At 64.9% G+C, this 24,058-nt stretch carries 21 protein-coding genes; 18 read left to right on the top strand and 3 right to left on the bottom strand.

The features are described 5' to 3' along the window. Positions 1-22 precede the first annotated feature (22 nt). The 3 genes from Q0687_RS21355 to Q0687_RS21345 all read left to right on the top strand — a co-directional run bounded on the left by Q0687_RS21355 (position 23) and on the right by Q0687_RS21345 (position 3,168). Positions 23-1,036, top strand: coding sequence for a transporter substrate-binding domain-containing protein (locus tag Q0687_RS21355; RefSeq protein ID WP_298880878.1), 1,014 nt, complete (start codon positions 23-25; stop codon positions 1,034-1,036). Positions 1,037-1,057: 21 nt separating this feature from the next. After that, positions 1,058-1,714, top strand: a complete 657-nt coding sequence (locus tag Q0687_RS21350; RefSeq protein WP_298880875.1) for an aspartate/glutamate racemase family protein — start codon at positions 1,058-1,060, stop codon at positions 1,712-1,714. A gap of 80 nt (positions 1,715-1,794) precedes the next feature. Beyond that, complete coding sequence (locus Q0687_RS21345) at positions 1,795-3,168, top strand: amidohydrolase family protein (protein ID WP_298880872.1); 1,374 nt, start codon at positions 1,795-1,797, stop codon at positions 3,166-3,168. Here Q0687_RS21345 and Q0687_RS21340 read toward each other — a convergent pair. Further along, positions 3,165-4,064, bottom strand: a complete 900-nt coding sequence (locus tag Q0687_RS21340) for a LysR substrate-binding domain-containing protein (RefSeq protein ID WP_298880869.1) — start codon at positions 4,062-4,064, stop codon at positions 3,165-3,167. The genes Q0687_RS21345 and Q0687_RS21340 overlap by 4 nt on opposite strands. A gap of 129 nt (positions 4,065-4,193) precedes the next feature. Here Q0687_RS21340 and Q0687_RS21335 point away from each other — a divergent pair, with 129 nt between their 5' ends. The 9 genes from Q0687_RS21335 to Q0687_RS21295 all read left to right on the top strand — a co-directional run bounded on the left by Q0687_RS21335 (position 4,194) and on the right by Q0687_RS21295 (position 13,707). Beyond that, entirely contained in the window at positions 4,194-5,231 is a 1,038-nt protein-coding gene (locus Q0687_RS21335) for an ABC transporter substrate-binding protein (protein WP_298880866.1), read from the top strand. 26 nt (positions 5,232-5,257) lie between these two features. Further along, positions 5,258-6,298, top strand: a complete 1,041-nt coding sequence (locus Q0687_RS21330; RefSeq protein WP_298880864.1) for an ABC transporter ATP-binding protein — start codon at positions 5,258-5,260, stop codon at positions 6,296-6,298. Further along, complete coding sequence (locus Q0687_RS21325) at positions 6,295-7,170, top strand: ABC transporter permease (RefSeq protein WP_298880862.1); 876 nt, start codon at positions 6,295-6,297, stop codon at positions 7,168-7,170. The genes Q0687_RS21330 and Q0687_RS21325 overlap by 4 nt, the downstream gene beginning before the upstream one ends. Then, entirely contained in the window at positions 7,167-7,973 is an 807-nt protein-coding gene (locus Q0687_RS21320; protein ID WP_298880860.1) for an ABC transporter permease, read from the top strand. Before Q0687_RS21325 ends, Q0687_RS21320 begins: the two co-directional genes overlap by 4 nt. Positions 7,974-7,981: 8 nt before the next feature. Then, entirely contained in the window at positions 7,982-9,118 is a 1,137-nt protein-coding gene (locus Q0687_RS21315; protein ID WP_298880856.1) for an FAD-dependent oxidoreductase, read from the top strand. Between the two features lie 28 nt (positions 9,119-9,146). Then, on the top strand, positions 9,147-9,443 hold the full coding sequence (locus tag Q0687_RS21310; protein WP_298880854.1) for a (2Fe-2S)-binding protein: 297 nt from the start codon (positions 9,147-9,149) through the stop codon (positions 9,441-9,443). Beyond that, a complete protein-coding gene (locus tag Q0687_RS21305) occupies positions 9,440-10,858 on the top strand; it encodes an NAD(P)/FAD-dependent oxidoreductase (RefSeq protein WP_298880853.1) in 1,419 nt (472 codons plus the stop codon). The genes Q0687_RS21310 and Q0687_RS21305 overlap by 4 nt, the downstream gene beginning before the upstream one ends. After that, on the top strand, positions 10,855-11,976 hold the full coding sequence (locus Q0687_RS21300; protein ID WP_298880850.1) for an FAD-dependent oxidoreductase: 1,122 nt from the start codon (positions 10,855-10,857) through the stop codon (positions 11,974-11,976). The genes Q0687_RS21305 and Q0687_RS21300 overlap by 4 nt, the downstream gene beginning before the upstream one ends. A 141-nt stretch (positions 11,977-12,117) precedes the next feature. Continuing rightward, complete coding sequence (locus Q0687_RS21295; protein WP_298880847.1) at positions 12,118-13,707, top strand: ABC-F family ATP-binding cassette domain-containing protein; 1,590 nt, start codon at positions 12,118-12,120, stop codon at positions 13,705-13,707. Positions 13,708-14,023: 316 nt separating this feature from the next. On the opposite strand, the gene Q0687_RS21290 is transcribed toward Q0687_RS21295, so the two are convergent. Then, positions 14,024-15,352 carry a dicarboxylate/amino acid:cation symporter gene (locus Q0687_RS21290; protein WP_298880846.1) on the bottom strand — a complete coding sequence of 443 codons (1,329 nt, stop codon included), beginning with the start codon at positions 15,350-15,352 and terminating at the stop codon, positions 14,024-14,026. A 123-nt stretch (positions 15,353-15,475) separates the two neighbouring features. Between Q0687_RS21290 and Q0687_RS21285 the strand changes: the two genes are divergently transcribed. The 5 genes from Q0687_RS21285 (at position 15,476) to Q0687_RS21265 (ending at position 22,442) form a co-directional block, all read left to right on the top strand. Next, positions 15,476-16,795 (top strand): solute carrier family 23 protein, encoded by a 1,320-nt coding sequence (locus Q0687_RS21285; protein ID WP_298880845.1) that lies wholly within the window; start codon positions 15,476-15,478, stop codon positions 16,793-16,795. A 73-nt stretch (positions 16,796-16,868) separates the two neighbouring features. Further along, complete coding sequence (locus Q0687_RS21280; protein ID WP_298880843.1) at positions 16,869-17,705, top strand: SDR family oxidoreductase; 837 nt, start codon at positions 16,869-16,871, stop codon at positions 17,703-17,705. A gap of 46 nt (positions 17,706-17,751) precedes the next feature. Continuing rightward, positions 17,752-18,558 (top strand): NAD-dependent protein deacetylase, encoded by an 807-nt coding sequence (locus Q0687_RS21275; RefSeq protein WP_298880841.1) that lies wholly within the window; start codon positions 17,752-17,754, stop codon positions 18,556-18,558. 138 nt (positions 18,559-18,696) lie between these two features. Next, complete coding sequence (locus Q0687_RS21270) at positions 18,697-20,781, top strand: hydantoinase/oxoprolinase family protein (protein WP_298880839.1); 2,085 nt, start codon at positions 18,697-18,699, stop codon at positions 20,779-20,781. Between the two features lie 2 nt (positions 20,782-20,783). After that, complete coding sequence (locus tag Q0687_RS21265) at positions 20,784-22,442, top strand: hydantoinase B/oxoprolinase family protein (RefSeq protein ID WP_298880837.1); 1,659 nt, start codon at positions 20,784-20,786, stop codon at positions 22,440-22,442. 58 nt (positions 22,443-22,500) lie between these two features. Here the strand turns inward: Q0687_RS21265 and Q0687_RS21260 are convergent, their stop codons facing one another. Beyond that, positions 22,501-23,145, bottom strand: coding sequence for a glutathione binding-like protein (locus Q0687_RS21260; protein WP_298880835.1), 645 nt, complete (start codon positions 23,143-23,145; stop codon positions 22,501-22,503). Between the two features lie 106 nt (positions 23,146-23,251). Here Q0687_RS21260 and Q0687_RS21255 point away from each other — a divergent pair, with 106 nt between their 5' ends. Further along, complete coding sequence (locus tag Q0687_RS21255) at positions 23,252-23,923, top strand: TetR/AcrR family transcriptional regulator (RefSeq protein ID WP_298880833.1); 672 nt, start codon at positions 23,252-23,254, stop codon at positions 23,921-23,923. The last annotated feature ends 135 nt before the right edge of the window (positions 23,924-24,058 follow it).

Here is a 24,058-nt window from a genome sequence, read left to right as displayed (position 1 = left end):
CATGCAAACTGGGGGCGTGGTGATGAAGAGAGTTTTGGTTGCGGCGGCGCTGTTGGGCGCCATGAGCGTATCGGCCTTGGCGGTGGAGCTGCCGCCTGACATCAGCAAGCGCGGTAGCCTGAAGGTGGCGCTGGTTCCGAACTATCCGCCGATGGAGTTCCGCGATCCCGCCACCAACGCGCTCTCCGGCTTCGACGTCGATCTCGGCGAGGCGCTCGGGCGCAAGCTTGGCGTCAAGATCGAATGGACCGAGACCAGCTTCGCCGAATTCATGCCGTCGATCTCGACGGGCCGGGTGGATGCCATCCTGTCCGGCTTCACCGACTATGCGAGCCGGCACGAGATCGCCTCTTTCGTCGACTATCTGCGCAGCGGTCCAAAGTTCTTCGTGCAGCAGTCCCGTGCGGCGGAGTTCAAGGACATGGCCGCGCTGTGCGGCAGGAAGGTCGGCGCCAGCCGCCGCACCATGTTTCCGGCCGAGATCGACAAATGGAGCCAGAAGAACTGCGCCGGCAATCAGATCCAGTTCGTCGGTACCGACGGCTCGGCCGATGCACGCACCCAGCTCAAGCAGGGCCGTATCGACGCCGCCGTGCAAGGCAACGAGACGCTGCCCTATCTTATGGATCTCGAGCCGGGCGCCTATGCGCCGGTCGGTGGTCCCTTCGCGACGCAGTTCACGGGCATCGCGCTGCCGGTCAAGGAAAAGGCGTTGCAGCAGGCAATCGCCGAGGCGCTCGATGCGGTGACGGCGAGCTATGACGACTGGATGCATGGCCTCTCCGCGCGCTTCAGCCCGCGCTCGATCTTCCCCAAGGAGCATGTGCTGTCGATCTGGAAGGACGAGCTCGACGAGGTCCGCGATTGGGGCGCGATGGTGACGACCGTGCTGCATCCGCAATGCAGCGGCCGCCCCATGCGGCTGCGCCTGCTGCGCGAATTTCTCACCTACGCAAAATCATGCCCGGACGTCTGGATCACGACCGGCGAGAAGATCGCCGAAAATTTCCTGCGCCACGAGGCCGCCAACCGTTGAGTCACGCCATTGAGCCTTGCCATGACCCGTCGCCGCATCCTCGTTATCAACCCCAACTCCTCGGCGTCGGTGACGGCGGCGATCGACGACGCGGTGGCGCCACTGCGCGTCGCGGGCGGGCCCGAGATCGAGGTGGTCGGTCTCGCCGAGGGACCGCCAAGCATCAGCTCGCAGCGCGATTCCGACGGCGTCGTGATGCCGCTGGTGAACCGTGTCTCGCGCGACGACGCCGACGCTTTCGTGCTCGCCTGCTTCAGCGATCCCGGCCTGCATGCGGTGCGTGAGGCGGCAGGCGGCCGTCCCGTGATGGGCATCGCCGAATGCGGCATCTTTCGAGCGCTGATGCTGGGCGAACGTTTTGGCATCATCGCGCTGTCGCCGTCGAGCATCCGCCGCCAGCAACGTATGGCGCGGGTGATGGGTGTCGATGGCCGTTATGCCGGGAGCTGGTCGGTCGGCGCCAGCGCGGCGGAGACGGCAGGCGCTGATATCCGCGGGCGATTGATCGAGGCCGGCCGCGCGCTGGTCACGCAGTATCGCGCCGATGTCGTGGTGATGGGCTGTGCGGGCATGGCCTCGCACCGCGCGGCGATCGCGGACGCCATCGGCGTGCCCGTGGTCGAGCCGGTGCAACAGGCGGTTGCGGTCGCGATCGGCGCGGTCTTGTTGAATAGCTGATACACGAACGATGCAGTTTGTTAGGAGCACCTCGTAATCATTCTCGACGGCACCGTCGTCTTCTGGAACGTACGTCCCGCATGAGCACCACAGCAATCTTCGGCAGCTATGTGCTGTCACGCAAGGACGGCGCGCAGGATGTGCTGCGCGACCGGTGGGTTCTGGTCGAAGGCAAGAAGATCGCGGCCGTCACGCGCGACAAGCCAAGCGCGGATCAGGTCTACGATCGCCCCGGCCGCTTCGTGCTGCCGGGTCTGCTCAACCTGCACAATCACTGCTTCTCGGAGGCGGTGGCGCGCAGCCACAGCGAGGATGGCAATGGCCGCAAGAACAACCAGAGCATCGTCTACACGGTCCTCTTGCCGCTGACCAAGCGCGGTGCCGAGATATTGTCGGCGGAGGAGCGGCTCGCGGTGGCACGGCTCGGCATTCTCCAACTGCTCAAGGGCGGCGCCACCACGGTGATGGAGCCGTTCCGCAATTCGATCCCGGAAATGTTCGACGCGGCCGAGGAGATGGGCATCCGTTTCTACGGCGCGCCCTATCTGTTCTCGACGTCAGACGCCAAGGCGGGTCCGGACGGCGTGGTCAGCTATTCCGGCGATGACGGCGCCGCTGACATGACGACATGGGATGCGCTCTACCAGCGCTGGAACAATCGCGGCGATGGCCGCATCAGCCTCGCCATGAGCCCGCACGCGACCGACACCTGCGGCCCGGATCTGCTGAAGGCCTGCGCCACGCGGGCGCGCGAGCTTGGCGTACCCATCACGACGCATATGGCGCAGAGCCGCGCCGAGGTTGAGACCATCGGCAAGCGTTATGGCGGTCGCACGCCGGCGGAATATCTGGATTGGCTCGGCCTGCTCGCGCCCGACCTCATGGCCGCGCACTGCATGTTCTCAAGCGACGATGATCTCAAGCTGATGGCCACGCGCGGCATGACCGTGCTGAATTGTCCGCGCGTGTTCGCGCGCGCCGGCGTCACCGCGGCGTTCAGCCGGTTTGCCGAGCACGGCGTGCGCACCGTGGTCGGCACTGACGGCTACAATATGGATCTGCTCGGCGAGCTCAATGCGGCCTCGCTGATCTCCAAGATCACCTCGCAGCGCGCCGACGTCGCCAACTCGCCCGAACTGATTGAGGCGAACACGGCTGTCGCCGCCGACGTCATCAAGCGGCCGGATCTAGGCCGGATTGTATCAGGCGCGACCGCCGACCTCACTGTGGTCGATCTCACGCATCCGCACCTCCAGCCGCTGTTCGACCCGCGCCGCGCGCTGATCGCACTCGCCAACCGCGCCAATATCGATCAGGTCATGGTCGACGGCCGCATGCTGGTCGACGAGGGGCGCTATCTCGGCGCCGATGAAGCCGCGATCACCGCGGCAGGCACCGCCGCGATCGGCAAGATCTGGGATTTGCCGGAGGCGCAGGCGGCGTTCAACGGCTAGCGCTCGAACTCCGCGAGCGATTTGCGCATCGTCTCGACCAGATCGAGCGCCACCGGCGAGGGGCTGCGCTGCGCCGGAAACACGGCGGAGAATTCGAAGTCGATGCGCGGCAGAAAGCGGCGCACGACGACGCCTCGGGTGGAGAACTCCTGGGCCGTGAAGGGATCGCAGATCGCGACGCCGAGTCCTGACGACACCATTCCGCACATGATCTCCGACAGCGCCGTCTCCACGCGCAGCACGCGGCGGACATCGTGACGATGAAAAATCTGGTCGACGAGGTGCCGGCTCGACGATCCCGCCGACAGCGAGATGAACGTCTCGCCCTCGAAGTCGCGCGGCTCCAGCACCTCCTTCTCCGCAAGTCGATGACCCGTCGGCAGCACTGCGACACGGGCGGGCGCGGGCAATTTCATGGTTGGCAGGCCGGAATGCGCGATCGGCACCTCGGCGAAGCCGACGTCGCACTGATTGTTCAGCACCCAATCGACCACGATCGGCGAGATCACGCCGAAGAATGCGAGATTGAGGTTCGGCCGCTCCTTGAGGAAATGCCCGGTGAGCCGCGGCAGATAGCCGTTCGACAGCGCCGGTAATGCCGCGATCCGCAGCGAGCCGGTGCGCCGCCCGCGAATTTCTTCGGCCGCCGCAGTGATGCGTTCGAGGCCGACGAAGGAGCGCTCGACCTCCGTGTAGAGCGCCATCGCCGCAGCGGTCGGCACTAGGCCCGTGCCGCGCCGCTCGAACAACTCCATCTTCAACAGCGCCTGGAGGTCGCGCAGCAACCGGCTCACTGCCGGCTGCGTGACGGTCATTAATGCCGCCGCCTCGGTGACGCTGCCGGTCAGCATCATCGCCCGGAAGGCCTCCACCTGCCGCGAATTGATCCGCGCCATCTCGGTTTCCATTCATAACATTTACGCATGCAGAGGGTGTCATTATTCATTGGACGATGGAAGCCGGGGTTTGCGATCTTTTCATCAGGACTGGAGACGGCCCGCTTTTTCGGCAGATTGGAGGGATTCATGACGACTTTTCGCCTTCTGACCGCGGTCAGCTTCGCAGCGCTCATCGCCGTCCCGTCGGCCGTCTCGGCCCAGCAGACAACGCTCTATGTCGCCGGCTATGGCGGCTCGTTCGAGAAGACCATCCGCGACGAGGTGATCCCGACCTTCGAGAAGGAGAACAACGTCAAGGTCGAATACGTCGCCGGCAACTCCACCGACACGCTCGCCAAGCTGCAGGCGCAGAAGGGCAACCAGCAGATCGACGTCGCCATCGTCGACGACGGCCCGATGTACCAGGCGATCCAGCTCGGCTTCTGCGGCAAGCTCGACGGCCTGCCGGCCGCCGATCTCTACGACACCGCGCGCTTCAAGGACGATCGCGCCGTGGCGATCGGTATCGTCGCCACCGGCCTGATGTACAACACCAAGGTGTTCAAGGAGAAAGGCTGGGCGCCACCGACCTCGTGGAACGATCTGAAGGACACGAAATACGCCAAGCAGCTCGTCATCCCGCCGATCAACAACACCTATGGCCTCGAAGCTCTGGTCATGCTGTCGAAGATGAATGGCGGCGGCGAGTCCAACGTCGATTCCGGCTTCAAGATATTCAAGGAAGAGATCAATCCGAACGTGCTCGCCTATGAGCCGTCGCCGGGCAAGATGACCGAGCTGTTTCAGTCCGGCCAGGCCGTGATCGCGGTGTGGGGCACCGGCCGCGTGCAGAGTTTCGCGAATACCGGCTTCCCGGTGGACTTCGTCTATCCCAAGGAAGGCGCCGCGACGCTACTGACAACGGCGTGCCCGATCGCCAAGCCCAACGCCTCGCCGCTGGCATCCAAGTTCGTCAAGATGCTGCTCGATCCCAAGATCCAGCTCGTGATGCTGAAGGATTACGGCTACGGCCCGGTGCTGAAATCCCTGAAGGTGCCGTCGGAGCTCGGCAAGATGGCCCCGATCGGCGAGCGCGCGGCCAAGCTCTATAATCCCGATTGGACCACCATCAACGAGAAGCGCGAGGAGTGGACCAAGCGCTGGAACCGCGAGGTCGAGCGCTGATCTGATCGTCGTAGCGGAGACCGCGTATGGCCTTTCTCGAGCTCGATCGGGTGGCAAAGCAGTTCGGCGCGCAGACTGTGGTCGACGACTTCAGCCTGTCGGTGGGGAAGGGAGAATTCATTTCCTTCCTTGGCCCGTCCGGCTGCGGCAAGACCACGACCTTGCAGATGATCGCAGGCTTCCTTGATCCCACGCGCGGTGCGATCCGCCTGGAGGGCAAGGACCTGACCGCGATCCACCCCGCCAAGCGCGGGCTCGGCATCGTGTTCCAGAGCTATGCGCTGTTTCCGCACATGACCGCGGCGGAGAATGTCGCCTTCGGCCTCGAGATGCGCAACGTGCCGCGCGATGACAGGGCCGAGCGCGTCCGTGCCGCACTCGCGATGGTGGGCCTCGCCGGATACGAGGATCGCCATCCGCGTCGCATGTCCGGCGGCCAGCAGCAGCGCGTCGCGCTGGCACGCGCGCTGGTGATCAAGCCGAGCGTGCTGCTGCTCGACGAGCCGCTATCCAACCTCGACGCCAAGCTGCGCGAGGAGATGCAGATCGAGCTGCGCCAGATCCAGCGCACCATCGGCACCACCACGATCCTCGTCACCCACGACCAGAACGAGGCGATGTCGCTGTCCGACCGCATCGTGGTGATGAGCCAGGGCAGGATCGAGCAGATCGGCACGCCGCAGGAGACCTACGAGAAGCCGGCCTCAGCCTTCGTCTCGCAGTTTCTGGGCAAGACCAACGATTTTGCCGGAACGATCGATCGAGCCACAGTACCGCTGCGGATCGTCGCGGGCTCGTGGAGTGCGCCGGCGCCCGCTGGCTTGAATGGTGCAGTCACGGTCAGCATTCGTCCTGAACGTATTGGCTTCGGCGACGCTGGCCTTGGCGCAAAGATCGTCACGCGCATCTTCCAGGGCAATCACTGGCTGTTCCAGTGCGACAGCGAATGCGGCCCGGCGATCGTGATCCGTCAGAATGACGGCAAGGCGCAACCGGCAGAAGGCGAGGCCGTTCGCCTTACCTGGCGTCCGGAGGACATGAGCGTGCGCGCGAGGGCTGGCGCATGAGTATGGCCGCCGAGGAGCGCAGCACGCGTGCGCCATGGGCATTGACGGCGCCTGCCTTGATGCTGTTCGTCGGCGTGCTGCTGATCCCGCTGGCGATGACCGTGATGCTGTCGTTCCACGATTGGGGCCAGTACAAGGGCATCGAGCCGGTCTTCATCCTCAAGAACTGGCGCGAGATCGCGACCGATCCCTACTACGCCGAGATGTTCTGGCGGACGTTTCGCATCGCGATCCTGACCACGCTGCTCACCGCCTTGTTGGGCGCCCCAGAGGCCTACATCCTCAACCGCATGAGCGGCCGCTGGAAGAGCTTCTTCCTGCTGGTCATCCTTGGCCCGCTGCTGATCTCCGTGGTGGCGCGCACGCTCGGCTGGGCGCTGCTGTTTGGCGGCAACAACGGGCTCGTGAACAAACTCTTGATGTCGCTTGGCGCAATCCGCTCGCCGATTCCTTTCATGTTCACTGAAACCGGCATGGTCGTCGCGCTGGCGCATGTGATGATGCCGTTCATGGTGCTGTCGGTATGGGCGGCGCTGCAGCGGCTCGATCCGCAGATCGAGAATGCCGCGATGTCACTCGGCGCCGGCCCCGTCACCATCGTCCGCCGCATCATCATGCCGCAGATCATGCCCGGCGTGCTGTCGGGTGCGATCATCGTGTTCTCGCTCTCGGCCAGTGCTTTCGCGACGCCCGCGATCATCGGCGGTCGCCGGCTCAAGGTCGCGGCGACGCTCGCCTACGACGAATTCCTCAACACGCTGAACTGGCCGCTCGGCGCGGCGGTCGCGACGCTCCTGTTGGTGGCGCTGGTGCTCATCGTCGTCGGCAGCAATGCCTTGATCGAACGCCGTTACGCCGAGGTGTTCCGATGAGACGGAACGGCCCGCTGGCGCTGATCTTCCACACCATCTTCGTCATCGTGATGGTGGCGCCGATCCTGGTGGTTTGCCTCGTCGCCTTCACGCCCGAGGGCTTTCTGTCGCTGCCGACCAACGGCTTCTCATTGCGCTGGTTCAGGGCGATTGCGCAATATCCTGAATTCATCCATGCGTTCTGGGTCAGTCTCGGGCTTGGTGCGTTGTCCTCCTTCGTAGCGCTCCTGTTTGCGGTGCCGGCGGCGCTCGCGATCGCGCGCTATCGCTTCCGTGGCCGTGATGCGCTGGCGGCGCTGTTCCTGTCGCCGCTGATGATCCCGCATGTCGTGCTCGGCATTGCCTTCCTGCGCTTCTTCACATCGGTAGGCTTCGGCGGCAGCTTTGCGGCGTTGATCATCGCCCATGTCATCATCGTGTTTCCATTCGCGCTGCGGCTGACGCTGGCGGCGGCAACCGGCATGGACCGCACGGTCGAGATGGCGGCGGTCTCGCTCGGTGCCGGCGGCTGGACGCTGTTTCGCCGCGTGACCTTGCCGCTGATCCTGCCCGGCGTCATCAGCGGCTGGGCGCTGGCCTTCATCCAGTCGTTCGACGATCTCACAATGACCGTCTTTCTCGCGGCGCCCGGCACCGAAACGTTGCCGGTGCGCATGTTCCTTTATATCCAGGACAACATCGATCCGTTGGTGACGTCGGTCTCGGCCTGCGTGATCGCTGTCACCATGACTGCCCTCATTCTGCTCGACCGCTTCTACGGGCTCGACCGTGTGCTCGCCGGCAAGGGCGATCCCGGACGATAGGAGAACCTATGCGAACTGAATACGACGTCGCCGTTGTCGGCGGCGGGTTGCTCGGCTCCGCCATTGCCTGGGGCCTCGGCCGGCTCGGCAGACGCGTGGCCGTGCTCGACGAAGGCGACATCACCAAGCGCGCCTCGCGCGCGAATTTTGCGCTGGTCTGGGTGCAGAGCAAAGGGCTCGGCATGCCCGCCTATACGGTCTGGACCGTGCAGGCCTCGCACGCCTGGAGCCGGCTGGCCTCCGAACTGAAGCAGCAGACCGGGCTCGATGTCGCGCTCCAGCAGAACGGCGGCTTCCATCTGACACTTGGCGATGACGAATTCGGCCAGCGCACCGAGCTCGTCACGCGCATGCACAACCAGGTCGGCGCGGCCGACTACAAGATGGAGATGCTTTCCGCCTCGGATGTGAAGAAGTTGCTGCCGCTGATCGGCCCCGAGGTCTCCGGCGGCAGCTATTGTCCTCTGGACGGCCACGTCAACTCGCTGCGCACCTTCCGCGCCTTCCACACCGGCTTCAAGGCATTCGGCATCGACTATTTTCCGGAGCGGCCGGTTTCTGCGATCAGCAAGAGTGGCGGTGAATTCCGCTTGACCACGCCGAAGGGCGAGCTGCGCGCCGCAAAAATCCTGCTTGCCGCGGGCAATGCCAACCAGACCCTGGCGCCGATGGTCGGCCTCTACGCGCCGATGGGCCCGACCCGCGGACAGGTCGTGGTGACCGAGCGTACCATGCCGTTCCTGCCGCATCCGCTGACCACGATCCGCCAGACCGACGAGGGCACGGTGATGATCGGCGACAGCAAGGAAGACGAGCTGGACGATCGCGCCTGGAGGCCTTCGATCAGCGGCGTGATGGCCGATCGCGCGCAGCGCATGTTTCCGCATCTGGCGCGGCTCAACGTCGTCAGGAGCTGGTCCGGCATCCGCGTCATGCCGCAGGACGGCTTTCCGATCTACGACCAGTCGGAGACGCATCCCGGCGCCTTCGTCGCCTGCTGCCATTCCGGCGTGACGCTCGCCTCCAACCATGCCTTCGACGTCGCGCGCATGGTGGCGCAGGGCGCGCTCGAGCCGGAGCTGGTCGGCGCGTTCTCGGCCAGCCGCTTCGGCGGCGCGGGCGCTGCGAACAACAGCGGCTACTAGAGACATTTAAGAGGCCTAGAGGCATCCCATGTTTAGACGATCCGAACAGGACAAGCGTCCGCAGGTGCAGATCTTCGTCGACGGTGTCGCCGTCGCGGCGCGCCAGGGCGACACCGTCTCCGCAGCGCTTTTGGTGTCCGGCCAGGACGCGCGGCGCTCGACCGCGGTGAGCGGCGCGCCGCGTCTGCCCTACTGCATGATGGGCGTGTGCTTCGACTGCCTCGTCACCATCGACGGTGTCGGCAATCGCCAGGGCTGCCTCGTTCCCGTCGCCGAGGGCATGCAGATCGAAATCCAGAAGGGCAAGCGGGAGATCGGAAAATGACTGTGGCGCCCAAGCGCGAAGCCTACGACGTCGTGGTGATCGGCGCGGGCCCTGCGGGCCTTGCCGCCGCCGCGACCTCCGCCGAAGCCGGTCTCACGACGTTATTGCTCGACGAGAATGTCGGCCCTGGCGGCCAGGTGTTTCGCGCCATCTCGTCGACGCCCGTGACCGACCGCAATCAGCTCGGCGCCGACTATTGGGTGGGCGCCGATCTCGTGCAGTCGCTGCGTGCGAGCAGCGCCGAGGTCATCCATCGTGCCACGGTCTGGAGCCTCGACCGCAATCTCGACATTGCCGTCTCGATTGGCGGCGCCTCCGCCTTCGTCAAGGCAAAGCGCGTGATCCTCGCGACCGGTGCGCTGGAGCGGCCGTTTCCGATCCCCGGCTGGACCTTGCCGGGCGTGATGACCGCAGGCGCTGCGCAGACGATGTTGAAATCGTCGGCGCTGGTGCCTGATGGACGCACGGTGATGGCGGGGCAGGGGCCGTTGCTCTGGCTACTCGCCGCGCAGATTTTGCGGCTTGGTGGCCGCATCGACCGCATTCTCGACACCACCGAGCGCGGCAATTATTTCGCAGCGCTGCCGCACGCCTTCGCGTTCCTGACCTCGCCCTATTTCGCCAAGGGCCTATCGATGATGCGGGAGGTGAAGGCGAAGGTGCAGGTCGTTTCCGGTGTCACGGAGCTCGCGGCGGCTGGTGACGGCCAGCTCGCAAGTGTCAGTTATGTCGCCGGCGGTAAGCGCGAGACCATTCCAGCCGATCTGTTGCTGCTGCATCAGGGCGTCGTGCCCAACGTCAATCTGGCCATGGCGGCTGGGATCGAGCATCGCTGGGACGATTTGCAGCTATGCTGGTCACCGGTGCTTGATGCGAGCGGCAATTCGTCGGTCGCGGGCATCGCGATCGCCGGTGATGGCGCGGGTATCGGCGGTGCGAATGCGGCGGTGGTCCGCGGCCGCATCGCGGCTCGCGCGGCGGTGGAGGCGCTGGCACCTGCGGCCACTGCGAAGCTTGCGCCGATGGCGATGCTGCGCGCCGATCTCGCCAAGGCCGAGCGCGGCCGCGTCTTCCTTGACGCGTTGTTCCGCCCGGCGCCGCAGTTTCGCATTCCCGCGGGCGACACCATCGTGTGCCGCTGCGAGGAAGTGACCGCCAAGGACGTTCTCGATTCCGTCGCGATCGGCGCGACCGGTCCGAACCAACTCAAGGCCTATCGCCGCACCGGCATGGGGCCGTGCCAGGGCCGGCTCTGCGGCCTTACCGTCACGGAGCTGATGGCGCAGGCGCGCGGGAAAACCCCGCAGGAGATCGGATATTACCGGCTGCGTGCGCCGGTGAAGCCGATCACGCTTGCTGAGCTCGCCGCGGTTCCGAAGACGGAGGACGACATCAAGGCGGTAGTGCGCGGATGACGAAAAACGTGGATGCGATCGTCATTGGCGGCGGCATCCACGGATGCTCGACGACGCTGCATCTGTGTCTCGCCGGCTTGAAGCCCGTACTGATCGAGAAAGACTATGCCGGCCGCCACGCGTCAGGCGTCAACGCAGGTGGCGTGCGCCAACTCGCGCGGCACATTCCGGAGATTCCGCTCTCGATCCGCTCGATGGGAATCTGGGAGAGGATCTCGGAGCTGCTCGACGACGATTGCAGCTTCGAAAGCTACGGCCAGGTGCTGGTCGCCGAGAATGAGGAGGAGCTCGCGGTCTGCCGTGCGCGCGTGGCCGAGCTCAACGCGCTGGGCTTCACCCATGAGGAGCTGATCGACGCGGCCGAGCTCCGGCGCCTTGTGCCCGCGGTCGCCGAGACCTGTCCCGGCGGCGTGGTCTCGCGCCGCGATGGCGCCGCCAATCCGGCCCAGACGACGACGGCGTTCCGCCGCAAGGCCGAGCAGCTCGGCGCCACCGTGCGCGAAGGCGTCGCGGCCAGCAACATCCGCTACAGCGACGGCCTCTGGCACGTCGATGTCGGCACCGAGAGCTTTGCCGCGCCGGTGCTCGTCAACGCCGCCGGCGCCTGGGCCGGCAAGATCGCCGCCGCGCTCGGTGAGCCTGTGCCCGTCGAGACCGTGGCGCCGATGCTGATGATCACCTCGCGCGTGCCGCACTTCATCGATCCCGTTGTCATCCTGCGCGGACGCAAACTGTCCTTCAAGCAATTCAAGAACGGCACCGTGCTGATCGGCGGCGGCCATCTGGCAACGCCGTACCAGGATCGCAACGAGACGGTGCTGGACTGGAAGAGCCTCGCGATCAGCGCCCGGACCGTGTTCGAGCTGTTTCCGGTGATGCGTGGCGCCACCATCGTGCGCGCCTGGGCTGGCATCGAGGCGAAGATGAAGGACGATATCCCCGTGTTCGGGCCAAGCAGCCGCCACAAGGGCCTCTATCACCAGTTCGGCTTCTCGCTGCACGGCTTCCAGCTCGGCCCCGGCGCCGGTGCCGTGATGGCGGAGTTGATCGTCAACGGCGGCACCCAGACGCGCATCAGCGATCTCGGCATCGAGCGTTTCCATCCTTCGGCACTTTAACAGAGGAGATGTCGGCGCTCGCGCCGCGGCTTGATTTCGCCCTGTTGCGGGACTACTAAGAGAGCCTTCCATCAAGGATATCAGCAGCCATGGATTTTACCCCGACCGCAACGCCCATCCGCTTTGCTCACGGGGAATTCCATGCCTGCTTCCATCATCCTGTCACGCCTGTCGCTGTCCACGCCTGACGGCCGCTCGCTCCTTTCCAGCATCGATCTGACCTTCGGCGCCGAGCGCGCGGGCCTCGTTGGCCGCAATGGTGTCGGCAAGACAACGCTGCTTGCCGCCATCACGGGCGAGCATGTTCCGCAGTCGGGACGTGTGGTCGTCAACGGCACCGTTGGGCTGCTGCAGCAGGATGCCCAGCTCCGCGCAGGTGCGAGCGTTGTCGACCTCTTTGGTGTACGCGATGCCCTGAATCTGCTTCGCCGGGCGGAGCGCGGCGAGGCCTCGGCCGAGGAGGTCGCCGAGGTCGACTGGACCCTCGAGACGCGACTGGCATCCGCCCTTGCGCGCGTCGGCTTCGATATTGCGCCGGATACGGAACTGGATCGTTTATCTGGCGGACAGATCACGCGCGTTCGTTTGGCCGCGCTGCTGTTTGTGGAGCCGGATTTCCTGTTGCTGGACGAGCCAACCAATAATCTCGACCGGGATGGGCGCGATGCCGTGATCGATCTGCTCGCCGCCTGGCGCGGCGGCGCGATTGTCGTCAGCCATGACCGCGCCCTGCTCGAGACGATGGACGCCATCGTCGAGCTGACCTCGCTCGGCGCAGCACGCTATGGCGGCAATTGGAACAGCTATCGCGCCCAGAAGGCCGTCGAGCTCGCTGCCGTCAGGCACGATCTCGCGCATGCCGAGAAGCATCTGTCCGAGATCGACGGCAAGGCGCAGGAGGCCGCCGAGCGGAAAGCGCGCAAGGACAGTGGCGGAAGGGCGAAGCGCGCCAAGGGCGACATCCCACGCATCATGGCGGGCGCGCGCAAGGATCGCAGCGAAGACAGCGGTGGCAAGGCCGCGGAGATCGCCGAGCGGCGTCGCGCGCAGGCCCTGGATGCGGTCGACGCCGCACGCCGACGCATCGAGATCCTTCAGCCCTTGTCCGTGAAACTGCCCTCGACCCGGTTGCCCGCGGGCAGGGAAGTGGTTTGGCTAGATCGCGTCAGTGGCGGCTATCGGCCGGAACGGCCGGTGTTGCGCGATCTATCGCTTGCCATCGTCGGGCCGGAGCGCATCGCGATTGTCGGGCCCAATGGCTCCGGCAAGACCACGCTGTTGAAGCTGGTCGCCGGAGAGCTTCGCCCTGTCACTGGCACCGTGCGTGTCAGGCGCGACTTCGTTCTGTTCGACCAGAAAGTCAGCCTGCTCGATCCTGAGATCTCCGTTCTCGATAATTTCGGGCGTCTCAATCCGAGAGCAGGCGCGAATGAATGTCATGCCGCGCTGGCCCGCTTCATGTTTCGCGCAGATGCGGCCTTGCAGATCGTCGGCCGCCTGAGCGGTGGTCAGCTGTTTCGCGCGGGCCTTGCCTGCGTGCTTGGCGGGGCGACGCCGCCGTCGCTGCTGATCCTGGACGAGCCGACCAATCACCTCGACCTCGAATCCATCGAGGCCGTCGAAGCGGGTTTGCGCGCCTATGACGGCGCGCTGCTCGTCGTCAGTCACGATGAGGCGTTCCTGGACGCCATCGGGATCACACGCCGGCTCGATCTGGGATCCAAGCTTTGACGGCCAGCTCGCGATCAATCGGAAGGGAACCTTCAAATAGGTTCCAGGCGAAGCGGCGCGGCGGCTGCGCAATGGCCGTCGCATCGCCGATCCAACGTCGCGCCAGGCCAGCGTGGCTGCCGCCGACCTACCCGCTCGGCAGATCCCAGTGACAATTCTTCAAAAACCCGACGCTCTGCCCCCAGCGCGTCGGGTGGAATGGATGAGTATCAATCCGTGATCCCAACGCCGTGGTTGTGACTCTAGTCCTACCAATTTTCTACTCCGGAAAACTACCGCAATGGAACCGCGCGGCGTCTCCCTTCGCTTCGCGGCTCTATGCGCCGCCGCCGGGCTCCAGCGCTTCGCCGAGCTCCAGCGGATGCGCCATGGTCTGGTGCAGCGCCTCGCGATCGAGTTCGCCTTCCGAGATGCTGATGACGACGCAGGCGACGCCGTTGCCGATCAGATTGGTCAGCGCGCGGCATTCGCTCATGAACTTGTCGATGCCGACGAGGATCGCGATCGACTGGATCGGGATGTCAGGCACGATCGACAGCGTTGCGGCGAGCGTGATGAAGCCGGCGCCTGTGACTCCGGATGCGCCCTTCGAGGTGATCATGGCGACGCCGAGAATGCCGAGTTCCTGCCAGATCGTCAGATGCGTGTTGGTCGCCTGCGCCAGGAACAGCGTCGCCAGCGTCATATAGATGTTGGTGCCGTCGAGGTTGAAGCTGTAGCCGGTCGGGATCACGAGGCCGACCACCGAGCGCGAGGCGCCGAGATGCTCCATCTTCTGGATCATCTGCGGCAGCACCGTCTCCGACGAGGAAGTGCCGAGCACGATCAGGAGCTCGTCCTTGATATAGGCGATGAAGCGGATAATGGAGAAGCCGGCAAGCCGTGCGATCGAGCCCAGCACGATCAGCACGAACAGGATGCTGGTGAGATAGAACGTGCCGATCAGCGCGGCGAGGTTGAGCAGCGAGCCGAGGCCGTAGGCGCCGACGGTGAACGCCATCGCGCCGAACGCGCCGATCGGCGCCACGCGCACGATGATGCGGATGATGCCGAAGAACATCTTTGCGGCCTTGTCGATCGCCTCCGCGATCGGCTCGCCGGCCTTGCCGAGGAAGGCGATCGCGAAACCGGAGAGGATCGAGACCAGCAGCACCTGCAAGAGGTCGCCGCGCGCGATCGCGCCCACATAGCTGTCGGGGATGATCGCCATCAGATGGGCGACGATGCCGTCTTCATGGGCCTTGGTGACGTAGGTCGCGACCGATTTCGGATCGATGGTGGCGGGATCGATGTTGAAGCCGTGCCCCGGCTGGAGCACCTCACCCACCAAAAGGCCAATGGCGAGCGCGACGGTCGAGATCGTCTCGAAATAGATCAGCGATTTCAGTCCGACCCGGCCGACGCGCTTGAGGTCGCCCATCGAGGAGATGCCGTGCACCACGGTGCAGAAGATGACAGGCGCGATCATCATCTTGATAAGTGCGATGAAGGCGTCGCCGAGCGGCTTCAGCGCCTTGCCAAGGTCCGGATAGAAATAGCCGATGAGCACCCCGAGCACGATCGCGATCAGCACCTGGACGTAGAGGATCTTGTACCAGGGCTGGTGCCGGCGATGGGCGGCTGGCTGGATCGCAATCTGTGTCATAAGTTAAATCCCGGAACACATTGATCTTGCATGATTTACATCATCTGATGGTCACAGCATAAGCAACAATCACATTTTTGTCGGATCGCACGAAGATCAATCGCTGCACCGTAAAGGGGGAACATGTCCAACGCGATGGGCGCGGACGAGCAATCGCAAGGCTATTTTCCGCGTTGGAAGCTAAAGGCCTCCGGCGTGATCATGCCGGAGGAGCGGCTGCCATGGGGCCAGACCATCGTCTCCGGCCTCCAGCATTGCGTCGCAATGTCGGGCTCGACGATCATCGCGCCGCTGTTGATGGGTTTCGATCCCAATGTTGCGGTGTTGTTCTCCGGCATCGGCACGCTGATCTTCTTCGTCATCGTCGCAGGCCGCGTGCCGAGCTATCTCGGCTCGAGCTTCGCATTCATCGCCGTCGTCCTCGCTGCCACCGGCTATGCCGGGCACGGCCCCAATCCGAACATCTCGGTTGCGCTCGGCGGCATCGTCGGCGCGGGCGTGCTGTATGGCGTGATTGCGCTGATCGTGATGTGGTCGGGCATCGGCTGGGTCGAGCGCCTGATGCCGCCGGCGGTCACCGGCGCCGTGGTTGCGGCGATCGGCCTCAACCTCGCGCCCGTGGCGGTGAAGGCGGTGAGCGCGAACGCTTTCGAGACCTGGATCGGGCTTGCGACCGTTCTGATGATTGGCATGGTCGCGGTGGCTGCGCCTGGCCTGTGGCGCCGCCTGCCGATCATCCTGGGGGCGATCGGCGGATATCTGTTGTACCTGCTGTTCGCGAACGGCCTTGGCTTCGGCAAGCCAATCGACTTCGCACAGCTCTCGGCCGCGCCGTGGTTCGGCCTGCCGCACTTCACCGCGCCGACCTTCCAGGCCGATGCCATCTTCCTGATCGCGCCGGTTGCGGTCATCCTCGTCGCCGAGAATCTCGGTCACATCAAGGCCGTCGGCGCCATGACGGGCCGGAGCCTCGATGCCTATCTCGGCCGCGCCTTGCTGGCCGACAGCTTGGCGACGATCGTGGCGGCCTGCGGCGGCGGCACCGGCGTCACCACCTATGCCGAGAACATCGGCGTCATGGCGGCGACGAAGGTCTATTCGACCCTGCTGTTTGCCTTCGCCGCCACCGTGTCGGTCCTGTTGGGCTTTTCGCCGAAATTCGGCGCGCTGATCCTGTCGATTCCCGGCCCCGTCATCGGCGGTCTCTCGATCGTGCTGTTCGGCTTGATCGCGGCGATGGCGGGCCGGATCTGGGTCGAGAACAAGGTCGACTTTGCCAATCCGGCGAATTTGATCACCGTCGCCGTGGCGCTGACCGCAGGAGCCGGTGATCTCACGCTCAAATTCGGCGCATTCACGATCGGCGGAATCGGCACCGCGACCTTCGGCGCGATCATCCTGTATCAGATCCTGACCTCGCCGATCGCGCGCCGCGCGGAATGAATCCCAGCGATGCGCCACGAGGGTGGAACAAAATCTCGGTTCCATCCATGATGAATAGTCCCGGAGAATACTCATGTCACAAACCGATCTCTCGCCCGCCTTTCCTTCCCGCCTCAAGGGCCGCTATGCGCTGGTGACCGGTGCCTCCCAGGGCATCGGCCGCGCCATTGCGATCAGGCTCGCCCAGGAAGGCGCGACCGTCGCCATCAATTATGTTGATCATCCCGGGAGAGCCGAGGAGACGCTTGCGCTGGCGAGGACGGGATCGAGCGACCGCGGCCATGGCAAGCTCGACCATATCATCGTCAGGGCCGACGTCAGCAACGAGCAGGAGGTCGCCGCGATGTTCGAGACGGTGCTGGCGCGCTGGAAGCGTCTCGATTGCCTGGTCAACAATGCCGGCTTCCAGCGCGAATCGCCGAGCGAGGCGCTCGATATCGAAACCTATCGCCGCATCATCGACGTCAATCTCAACGGCGCCGTGCTCTGTGCGCAGAAGGCGCTGGCGCATTTCGTCGCCCGCGGTGGAGGCGGAAGCATCATCAACTGCTCGAGTGTCCACCAGATCATTCCAAAGCCCGCCTATCTCGCCTATTCGATCAGCAAGGGCGGCATGGCTAATCTGACGCGCACGCTGGCGCTGGAGTTTGCCGGCCGCGGCATTCGCGTTAATGCGGTTGGCCCCGGCGCAATCGACACCCCGATCAATGCGGCCTGGACCGGCGACGCCGAAAAGCGTGATACCGTCACCAGCCACATACCGCTCGGCCGCGTCGGCACGCCGGAAGAGATGGCCGCCGTATTTGCCTTCCTCGCCTCCGACGATGCCAGCTACATCACCGGGCAGACCATCTATGCCTGCGGAGGCCTGACGCTCTTTCCGGAATTTCGGGACAATTGGGCCAGCTAGAAGGGGTGATCTGGCAAAATGCCATGGCGCAGACTACATCTGCGCGATGACAACCCGACCACTCCAGGATTTCGTCGGCCGGCACGAAAAACTGTTCGTGTTGACCGGCGCCGGCTGCAGCACCAATTCGGGCATTCCCGATTATCGCGACAGCCACGGCAACTGGAAGCGGACCCAGCCCGTCAACTTCCAGGCGTTCATGTCGGAAGAGCAGACGCGTCAGCGGTACTGGGCGCGCAGCCTGATCGGCTGGCGGCGATTCGGACAAGCGAGGCCGAACGATGCGCATCACGCGCTGGCCAGGCTCGAGGCGGGCGGGCGCTGCGAGATGCTGTTGACGCAGAATGTCGACCGGCTGCATCAATCCGCCGGCCACCAGCAGGTAATCGATCTGCACGGGCGGCTCGATCTGGTCCGCTGCATGGGCTGCGGGGCCAAGACGCCGCGCAATGAATTCCAGGATGCGCTCGGCCGCGCCAACGCGGAATGGCTGGCGCTCGACGCTGCGGACGCCCCCGACGGCGATGCCGATCTGGAGCACGCGGATTTCGCCTCGTTCAAGGTGCCGGCCTGTGCGGCCTGTGGCGGCCTCCTCAAGCCCGACGTCGTGTTCTTCGGCGAGAACGTCCCCCGCAATGTGGTCGCCACCGCGCACGATCATCTGGCGCAGGCCGATGCGATGCTGGTCGTGGGCTCCTCGCTGATGGTCTATTCCGGCTTCCGCTTCGTGCAGGCTGCGGCGGCCAGGCAAATCCCGATCGCTGCGGTCAATCTCGGGCGCACCCGTGCCGATGATCTCCTGACGCTGAAGGTTGAGGAGCGCTGCGAAGCGGCGCTGGCTTTCCTGCTCTGATCCGGCAACGTCGCGAGCACTCTCCTCTCGCATAGGTGCCACGCAAACCGGCCCTGCCGCTTCACCAATTGCACCGTCGCTGGTATGAAAATTGCTGCGGTTTCAATCCCGATTTGACTGTGCACGGAGAGGTTTGGAATGCATGAGGGAGCCGAGGTGCGGCTTGCCGTGGATATTGGCGGCACGTTCACCGATATCGTGCTTGACGTGGGCGAGGTGCGCAAGACGCGCAAGGTGCTGACCACACCGCAACGCCCGGAGCAGGCGGTGCTGGACGGCATGCGCCTCATCCTCGCCGATGCGCACGTGCATATCAGCGACATCGATGTCTTCATTCACGGCACAACGCTGGCCACCAACGCCATCATCGAGCGGCGTGGCGCCAAAACGGCCCTGATCGCGACCGAAGGCTTTCGCGACGTGCTCGATATCGGCACCGAGAGCCGTTACGATCAATATGATCTCTCCATCGACAAGCCGAAGCCGCTGGCCCCGCGATCCCTGCGTTTCACCGTGCCAGAGCGCATCGACGCCCACGGCGCCGTTCGCCTCCAGCTGGACGAGGCTGCCGTCCGCGCACTCGCGCCGAAATTGCGCGAATTGAAGGTCGAGAGCGTCGCCATCGCCTTCCTGCATTCCTATGCCAATCCCGACCATGAGCGCCGCGCAGCCGCGATCCTCAGCGAGGAGATGCCGGGCATTTCGGTGACGGTGTCGTCGGCCGTCTGCCCCGAGATCCGCGAATACGAGCGCACCTCGACCGCTGTCGCTAACGCCTATGTGCAGCCGCTGATCGACGGCTATCTCGCGCGCATGGCCGACGCCTTGCAGGTCGAGCAATTCCGCGGCGCCATCTATCTCGTCACGTCGGGAGGCGGCGTCACCTCGATCGAGACGGCGCGACGCTTTCCGGTGCGGCTGGTCGAATCCGGTCCCGCCGGCGGCGCGATCTTCGCGGCGCAGATCGCCGCAAGGCTCGGCGAGAGCAAGGTGCTGTCCTTCGACATGGGCGGCACCACGGCAAAGATCTGCCTGATCGAAAAATACCAGCCCGAGACCTCGCGTGTGTTCGAGGTCGATCGTGCCGCGCGCTTCCTGAAAGGCTCAGGTCTGCCGGTCCGTATTCCCGTGATCGAGATGGTCGAGATCGGCGCCGGCGGCGGCTCGATCGCTCATGTCGACGCGATGAAGCGTGTCACCGTCGGCCCGGAGAGTGCGTCTTCCGAGCCGGGTCCCGCTTGCTATGGCCGTGGCGGCCAGCGTCCGGCGGTGACGGATGCGGACGTTGCGCTCGGCATGATCGATCCCGACGCCTTTGCCGGCGGCACGATCAGGCTCGACCCGGAGCTTTCGAAGCAGGCGCTGCTGCAAAACGTCGGCGCGCCGCTCGGCCTGTCGGCTGAAACTGCTGCTTATGCCGTGCACGAGGTGGTCTGCGAGAACATGGCAAGCGCGGCGCGCGTGCACGCGGTCGAGCGTGGTGAAATCGTCGGCCAGCACACGCTGATTGCTTTCGGCGGCGCTGCCCCGCTGCATGCGGCGCGCGTTGCCGAGAAGATCGGCGTCTCCCGCGTGATCGTGCCCTCGAATGCCGGCGTCGGTTCTGCCGTCGGCTTCCTCGCAGCTCCGATCGCCTATGAGCTGGTGCGCAGCCGTCACGTCCGCCTCGATGATTTCGACACCAGGGCCGTCTCCGATCTCCTGCAGGAGATGGTGACCGAAGCGCGCGCGCTGGTCGAGCCCGGTGCGGCCGGCGCGCCGGTGCGTGAGCGCCGCGCGGCCTTCATGCGCTATGTCGGCCAAGGCCATGAGATCACCGTGGAGCTGCCGAACCGGCCGCTGACATCGGCTGATCTCGCAGGTCTGCGCCAGAAATTCGAGGCGGATTATGCCGCGATGTTCGAGCGCCCGATCCCGGGCGCCGCGATCGAGGTGCTGAGCTGGTCGGTGCTCGCGACGACGGAGGCGCGCAATCCGCCCACAGTCGCGGCGGTCGCGCGCAGGCCTGCGGGCAAAGCGTCGGGCAGCCGAAAGTTCTTTGACGGCCGGGCCGGGGAAGTGATCGAGATCCCGCTCTATCGCCGCGAGGACATGGCGCCGGGCGCGACCATCGCCGGACCCGCCGTGATTGCCGAGGACGAAACGTCGACCTTCGTCTCCACCAGTTTTGATGCCCATATCGACGGTGCCGGCAGCATCGTCATGGAACGGAAGGCAGCCTGATCATGAGCAAGGCAAACAGCGCGAGCCTGATCGACCTTCAGATCATGTGGCACCGGCTGATCGCGGTGGTCGAGGAGCAGGCCCAGGTGCTGCTGCGCACCGCGTTCAGCCCGATCGTGCGCGAATGCGGCGACCTCTCGGCCGGCGTGTTCGACCTCAAGGGGCGGATGCTGGCGCAGGCCGTGACCGGCACGCCCGGCCATGTCAACTCGATGGCGGAATCGGTCAAGCACTTCATCGCGCATTTCCCGCTCGAGACGATGAAAGAGGGCGATGCCTACATCACCAATGATCCCTGGATGGGCACCGGCCATCTCAACGATTTCGTCGTCACCACGCCCTGCTTCAAGGACGGCAAGATCGTCGCGCTGTTCTCCTGCACCAGCCATCTGATGGACATCGGCGGCATCGGCTTCGGCCCTGATGCCACCGACGTGTTCATGGAGGGGCTCTACATCCCCATGCTGAAGCTGATCGACCAGGGCGTCGTCAACGAGACGCTGATGGCGATGATCCGCACCAACACGCGCCTGCCCATCGATACCGAAGGCGACACCTATTCGCTCGCCGGCTGCAACGACGTCGGCTGCGAACGCTTGGTCGAGATGATGACCGAGTTCGGCATCGACACGCTCGACGAGCTCGGCGACTACATCTGCGACCGCTCGCGCGAGGCCGTGCTCGCCGAGATCGCCAAGCTGCCGAAGGGCAGCTGGCGCAACAGCATGGTCGTCGACGGCTACGACGCGCCGGTGACGCTCGCGGCGACGCTGACGATCTCCGACCAAGGCATCCATGTCGATTTCGACGGCACCTCCGCCGCGTCGAAGTTCGGCATCAACGTGCCCTTGTCCTACACCACGGCCTATACCGTGTTCGGGCTCGGCTGCGTCGTCGCCTCGCAGATCCCGAACAATGCCGGCTCGCTCTCGCCGCTGACGGTGTCGGCGCCTGCGGGGGCTATTCTCAACGCGCCGAAGCCAGCGCCGGTCGCCTCGCGGCACGTCATCGGCCAGATGCTGCCCGATGTGGTGTTCGGCTGCCTGCGCCAAATCATTCCCGAGCGCGTGCCCGCCGAAGGCACGTCGTGCCTGTGGAATCTCAACGTGCGCGGCCAGACGCGCAGCGGCGTCGGCGGCAATTACGGGTTCTCGATGGCGGTGACGTCCAACGGCGGCACCGGTGCGCGCTTTGCCAAGGACGGGCTGTCGGCGACCGCTTATCCCAGCGGCGTGCGCGGCACGCCGGTCGAGATCGCGGAGACGCAGACGCCGCTGATCTTCTGGCGCAAGGAGCTGCGTCCCGACTCTGGCGGGGCAGGGCGCACCCGCGGCGGTCTCGGCCAGATCATCGAGGTCGGCAGCGGCGTCGATGCGCCCTTCGACATTCTCGCAGCGTTCGACCGCATCGATCATCCGCCACGCGGCCGCGATGGCGGCAATAATGGCGAGGCCGGCTATGTCGGCTTGAAGTCCGGCAAGAAGCTGCGCGGAAAAGGCTTTCAGCAGGTACCGCCTGATGACCGGCTGGTGGTGATGACGCCCGGCGGCGCCGGCATCGGCGCGCCCACGGAGCGTGATCGCGCCGCGGTAAAGGCGGATGTCGAGAGCGGGCTCGTCTCCGTTGACAATGCGGCCGCGGTCTATGGCTACGCGCGCTGAGGCACGAACAAAATCGTCCCGGCCTTGATGGCCGGGACGAGGTCTTGATGCTCTGGGCTTACGCCGCCGCCTTCCTCCGTGCCTGCTCGGCCTTGTACAGCTCGAACTCTTCCGCGACCGCCCTGGCGATCGACGGCCGCTGGCGCAGGCGCTCGTAATACGCCTTCACATTCGGCCATTTCGAAAGCTCGATCGGCGGCGTCGCCATGGTCCAGTTGATGACAGTGACGAGATAGGCGTCCGCCACGCTGAAATGCTCGAGCAGGAACTCGCGACCTTTCAGGTAGTTGTCGAGATAGTCGAGCCGTGACAGGTTCTTCTCCAGCGCGTAGGCCTTGGTCTCCTGCGGCGCCTTGCGGTCGAGCACGGGGATGAACAGGCCCTTGTGCAGCTCGGTGCCAATGAAGCAGAGCCATTGATGCAACCGCGTACGATCGATGCCTTCAGCCGCGCCGAGGCCGGATTGCGGGAAGCGGTCGGCGACGTATTGCAGGATCGCCGCGTTCTCGGTCAGCACCACGCCCTCGTCGGTGCGCAGCGTTGGCACCAGGCCGATCGGGTTCACAGCGCGGAAGTCGGAGCCGTCCTTCAGCACCGTCTTGGTCGGGGAATCGACTTCGAGATAATTCGCATCAGCGCCGGCCTCATAGAGCGCGACGCGCGTCGCCATCGAGCAGGCGAGGGGCGAGAAATAAAGATCCATCGTGGGCCTCCTTGGCAATTCCTCTTGTGAGTGTCGCTCAACCTGGCCAGATTGATTTTTGTACCATCTTGCATAATATGGGGCGGGTCAAGGATTAATTTGCGAAATGGTACAAAAATCGAAACTGCCAGCTGGTGCCAAAGAACCAGAGCGCCCCGAGCGCCGCGGCGAAACCAAGCGCCGCGGCCGGCCGCGCGCCTATGAACCCGACATCGCGCTGGGCAAGGCGCTCGATCTCTTCCGCAAACAGGGCTTTGCCGCGACGTCGCTCGACGATCTCAGCCAAGCCACCGGCATGAACCGGCCGAGCCTGTACGGCGCCTTCGGCGACAAGCGTGAGCTCTACATCAAGAGCTACCAGCGCTACCGCGAGGACGCCCGGGCATCGATGGTCGAGATCTTCCGCCAGGAGATGCCGCTGCGCCAGCGGCTGGAGCGCATCTATGCGGCCGCATTGAACATCTATCTCTCGGGCGATACCGGCCCGCGCGGCTGCTTCACCGTGGTGACGGCCGCATCGGAAGCGGTGGCCGATCCGGAGATTCGCGCCATGGTACTGGAGGGGCTCACCGACCTCGACAAGGCGTTTGCCAATTGCTTCCGTCGCGCCAAGGAGCAGGGCGAGCTATCCGCGAGCGCTGATCCCGCTGCGCTGGCGCAACTCGCCTCCGCCACCATCCACACCATCGCCATCCGCTCCCGCGCGCGCGTGCCGCGCAAGGAGCTGGAAGCGATCGTCAAGGGCGCGATCGACGTGATGGTGGGGTCTAAGGGTTAGGCTGTCGTCGCGACATCGGTGAGCGTGTGGCGCAACCTATCTCCTCATCGTTGTCCTGGCGAAGGCCAGGACCCATAACCACCGAATGCTGTTTGGCGAAGACTCGGAGTGAACAGCTTCGCGCTGCAATGACCT

The sequence above is a fragment of the uncultured Bradyrhizobium sp. genome (assembly GCF_936928535.1).
Lineage (GTDB): Bacteria > Pseudomonadota > Alphaproteobacteria > Rhizobiales > Xanthobacteraceae > Bradyrhizobium.
The sequence above is the reverse complement of the archived record's forward strand: the minus strand, read 5'-3'. Positions and strand labels throughout refer to the sequence as shown.

Coding starts and splice junctions, on each gene's coding strand:
- Q0687_RS21355 (WP_298880878.1), top strand. CDS start 23: ATGAAGAGAGTTTTGGTTGCGGCGGCGCTGTTGGGCGCCATGAGCGTA.
- Q0687_RS21350 (WP_298880875.1), top strand. CDS start 1,058: ATGACCCGTCGCCGCATCCTCGTTATCAACCCCAACTCCTCGGCGTCG.
- Q0687_RS21345 (WP_298880872.1), top strand. CDS start 1,795: ATGAGCACCACAGCAATCTTCGGCAGCTATGTGCTGTCACGCAAGGAC.
- Q0687_RS21340 (WP_298880869.1), bottom strand. CDS start 4,064: ATGGCGCGGATCAATTCGCGGCAGGTGGAGGCCTTCCGGGCGATGATG.
- Q0687_RS21335 (WP_298880866.1), top strand. CDS start 4,194: ATGACGACTTTTCGCCTTCTGACCGCGGTCAGCTTCGCAGCGCTCATC.
- Q0687_RS21330 (WP_298880864.1), top strand. CDS start 5,258: ATGGCCTTTCTCGAGCTCGATCGGGTGGCAAAGCAGTTCGGCGCGCAG.
- Q0687_RS21325 (WP_298880862.1), top strand. CDS start 6,295: ATGAGTATGGCCGCCGAGGAGCGCAGCACGCGTGCGCCATGGGCATTG.
- Q0687_RS21320 (WP_298880860.1), top strand. CDS start 7,167: ATGAGACGGAACGGCCCGCTGGCGCTGATCTTCCACACCATCTTCGTC.
- Q0687_RS21315 (WP_298880856.1), top strand. CDS start 7,982: ATGCGAACTGAATACGACGTCGCCGTTGTCGGCGGCGGGTTGCTCGGC.
- Q0687_RS21310 (WP_298880854.1), top strand. CDS start 9,147: ATGTTTAGACGATCCGAACAGGACAAGCGTCCGCAGGTGCAGATCTTC.
- Q0687_RS21305 (WP_298880853.1), top strand. CDS start 9,440: ATGACTGTGGCGCCCAAGCGCGAAGCCTACGACGTCGTGGTGATCGGC.
- Q0687_RS21300 (WP_298880850.1), top strand. CDS start 10,855: ATGACGAAAAACGTGGATGCGATCGTCATTGGCGGCGGCATCCACGGA.
- Q0687_RS21295 (WP_298880847.1), top strand. CDS start 12,118: ATGCCTGCTTCCATCATCCTGTCACGCCTGTCGCTGTCCACGCCTGAC.
- Q0687_RS21290 (WP_298880846.1), bottom strand. CDS start 15,352: ATGACACAGATTGCGATCCAGCCAGCCGCCCATCGCCGGCACCAGCCC.
- Q0687_RS21285 (WP_298880845.1), top strand. CDS start 15,476: ATGTCCAACGCGATGGGCGCGGACGAGCAATCGCAAGGCTATTTTCCG.
- Q0687_RS21280 (WP_298880843.1), top strand. CDS start 16,869: ATGTCACAAACCGATCTCTCGCCCGCCTTTCCTTCCCGCCTCAAGGGC.
- Q0687_RS21275 (WP_298880841.1), top strand. CDS start 17,752: ATGACAACCCGACCACTCCAGGATTTCGTCGGCCGGCACGAAAAACTG.
- Q0687_RS21270 (WP_298880839.1), top strand. CDS start 18,697: ATGCATGAGGGAGCCGAGGTGCGGCTTGCCGTGGATATTGGCGGCACG.
- Q0687_RS21265 (WP_298880837.1), top strand. CDS start 20,784: ATGAGCAAGGCAAACAGCGCGAGCCTGATCGACCTTCAGATCATGTGG.
- Q0687_RS21260 (WP_298880835.1), bottom strand. CDS start 23,145: ATGGATCTTTATTTCTCGCCCCTCGCCTGCTCGATGGCGACGCGCGTC.
- Q0687_RS21255 (WP_298880833.1), top strand. CDS start 23,252: ATGGTACAAAAATCGAAACTGCCAGCTGGTGCCAAAGAACCAGAGCGC.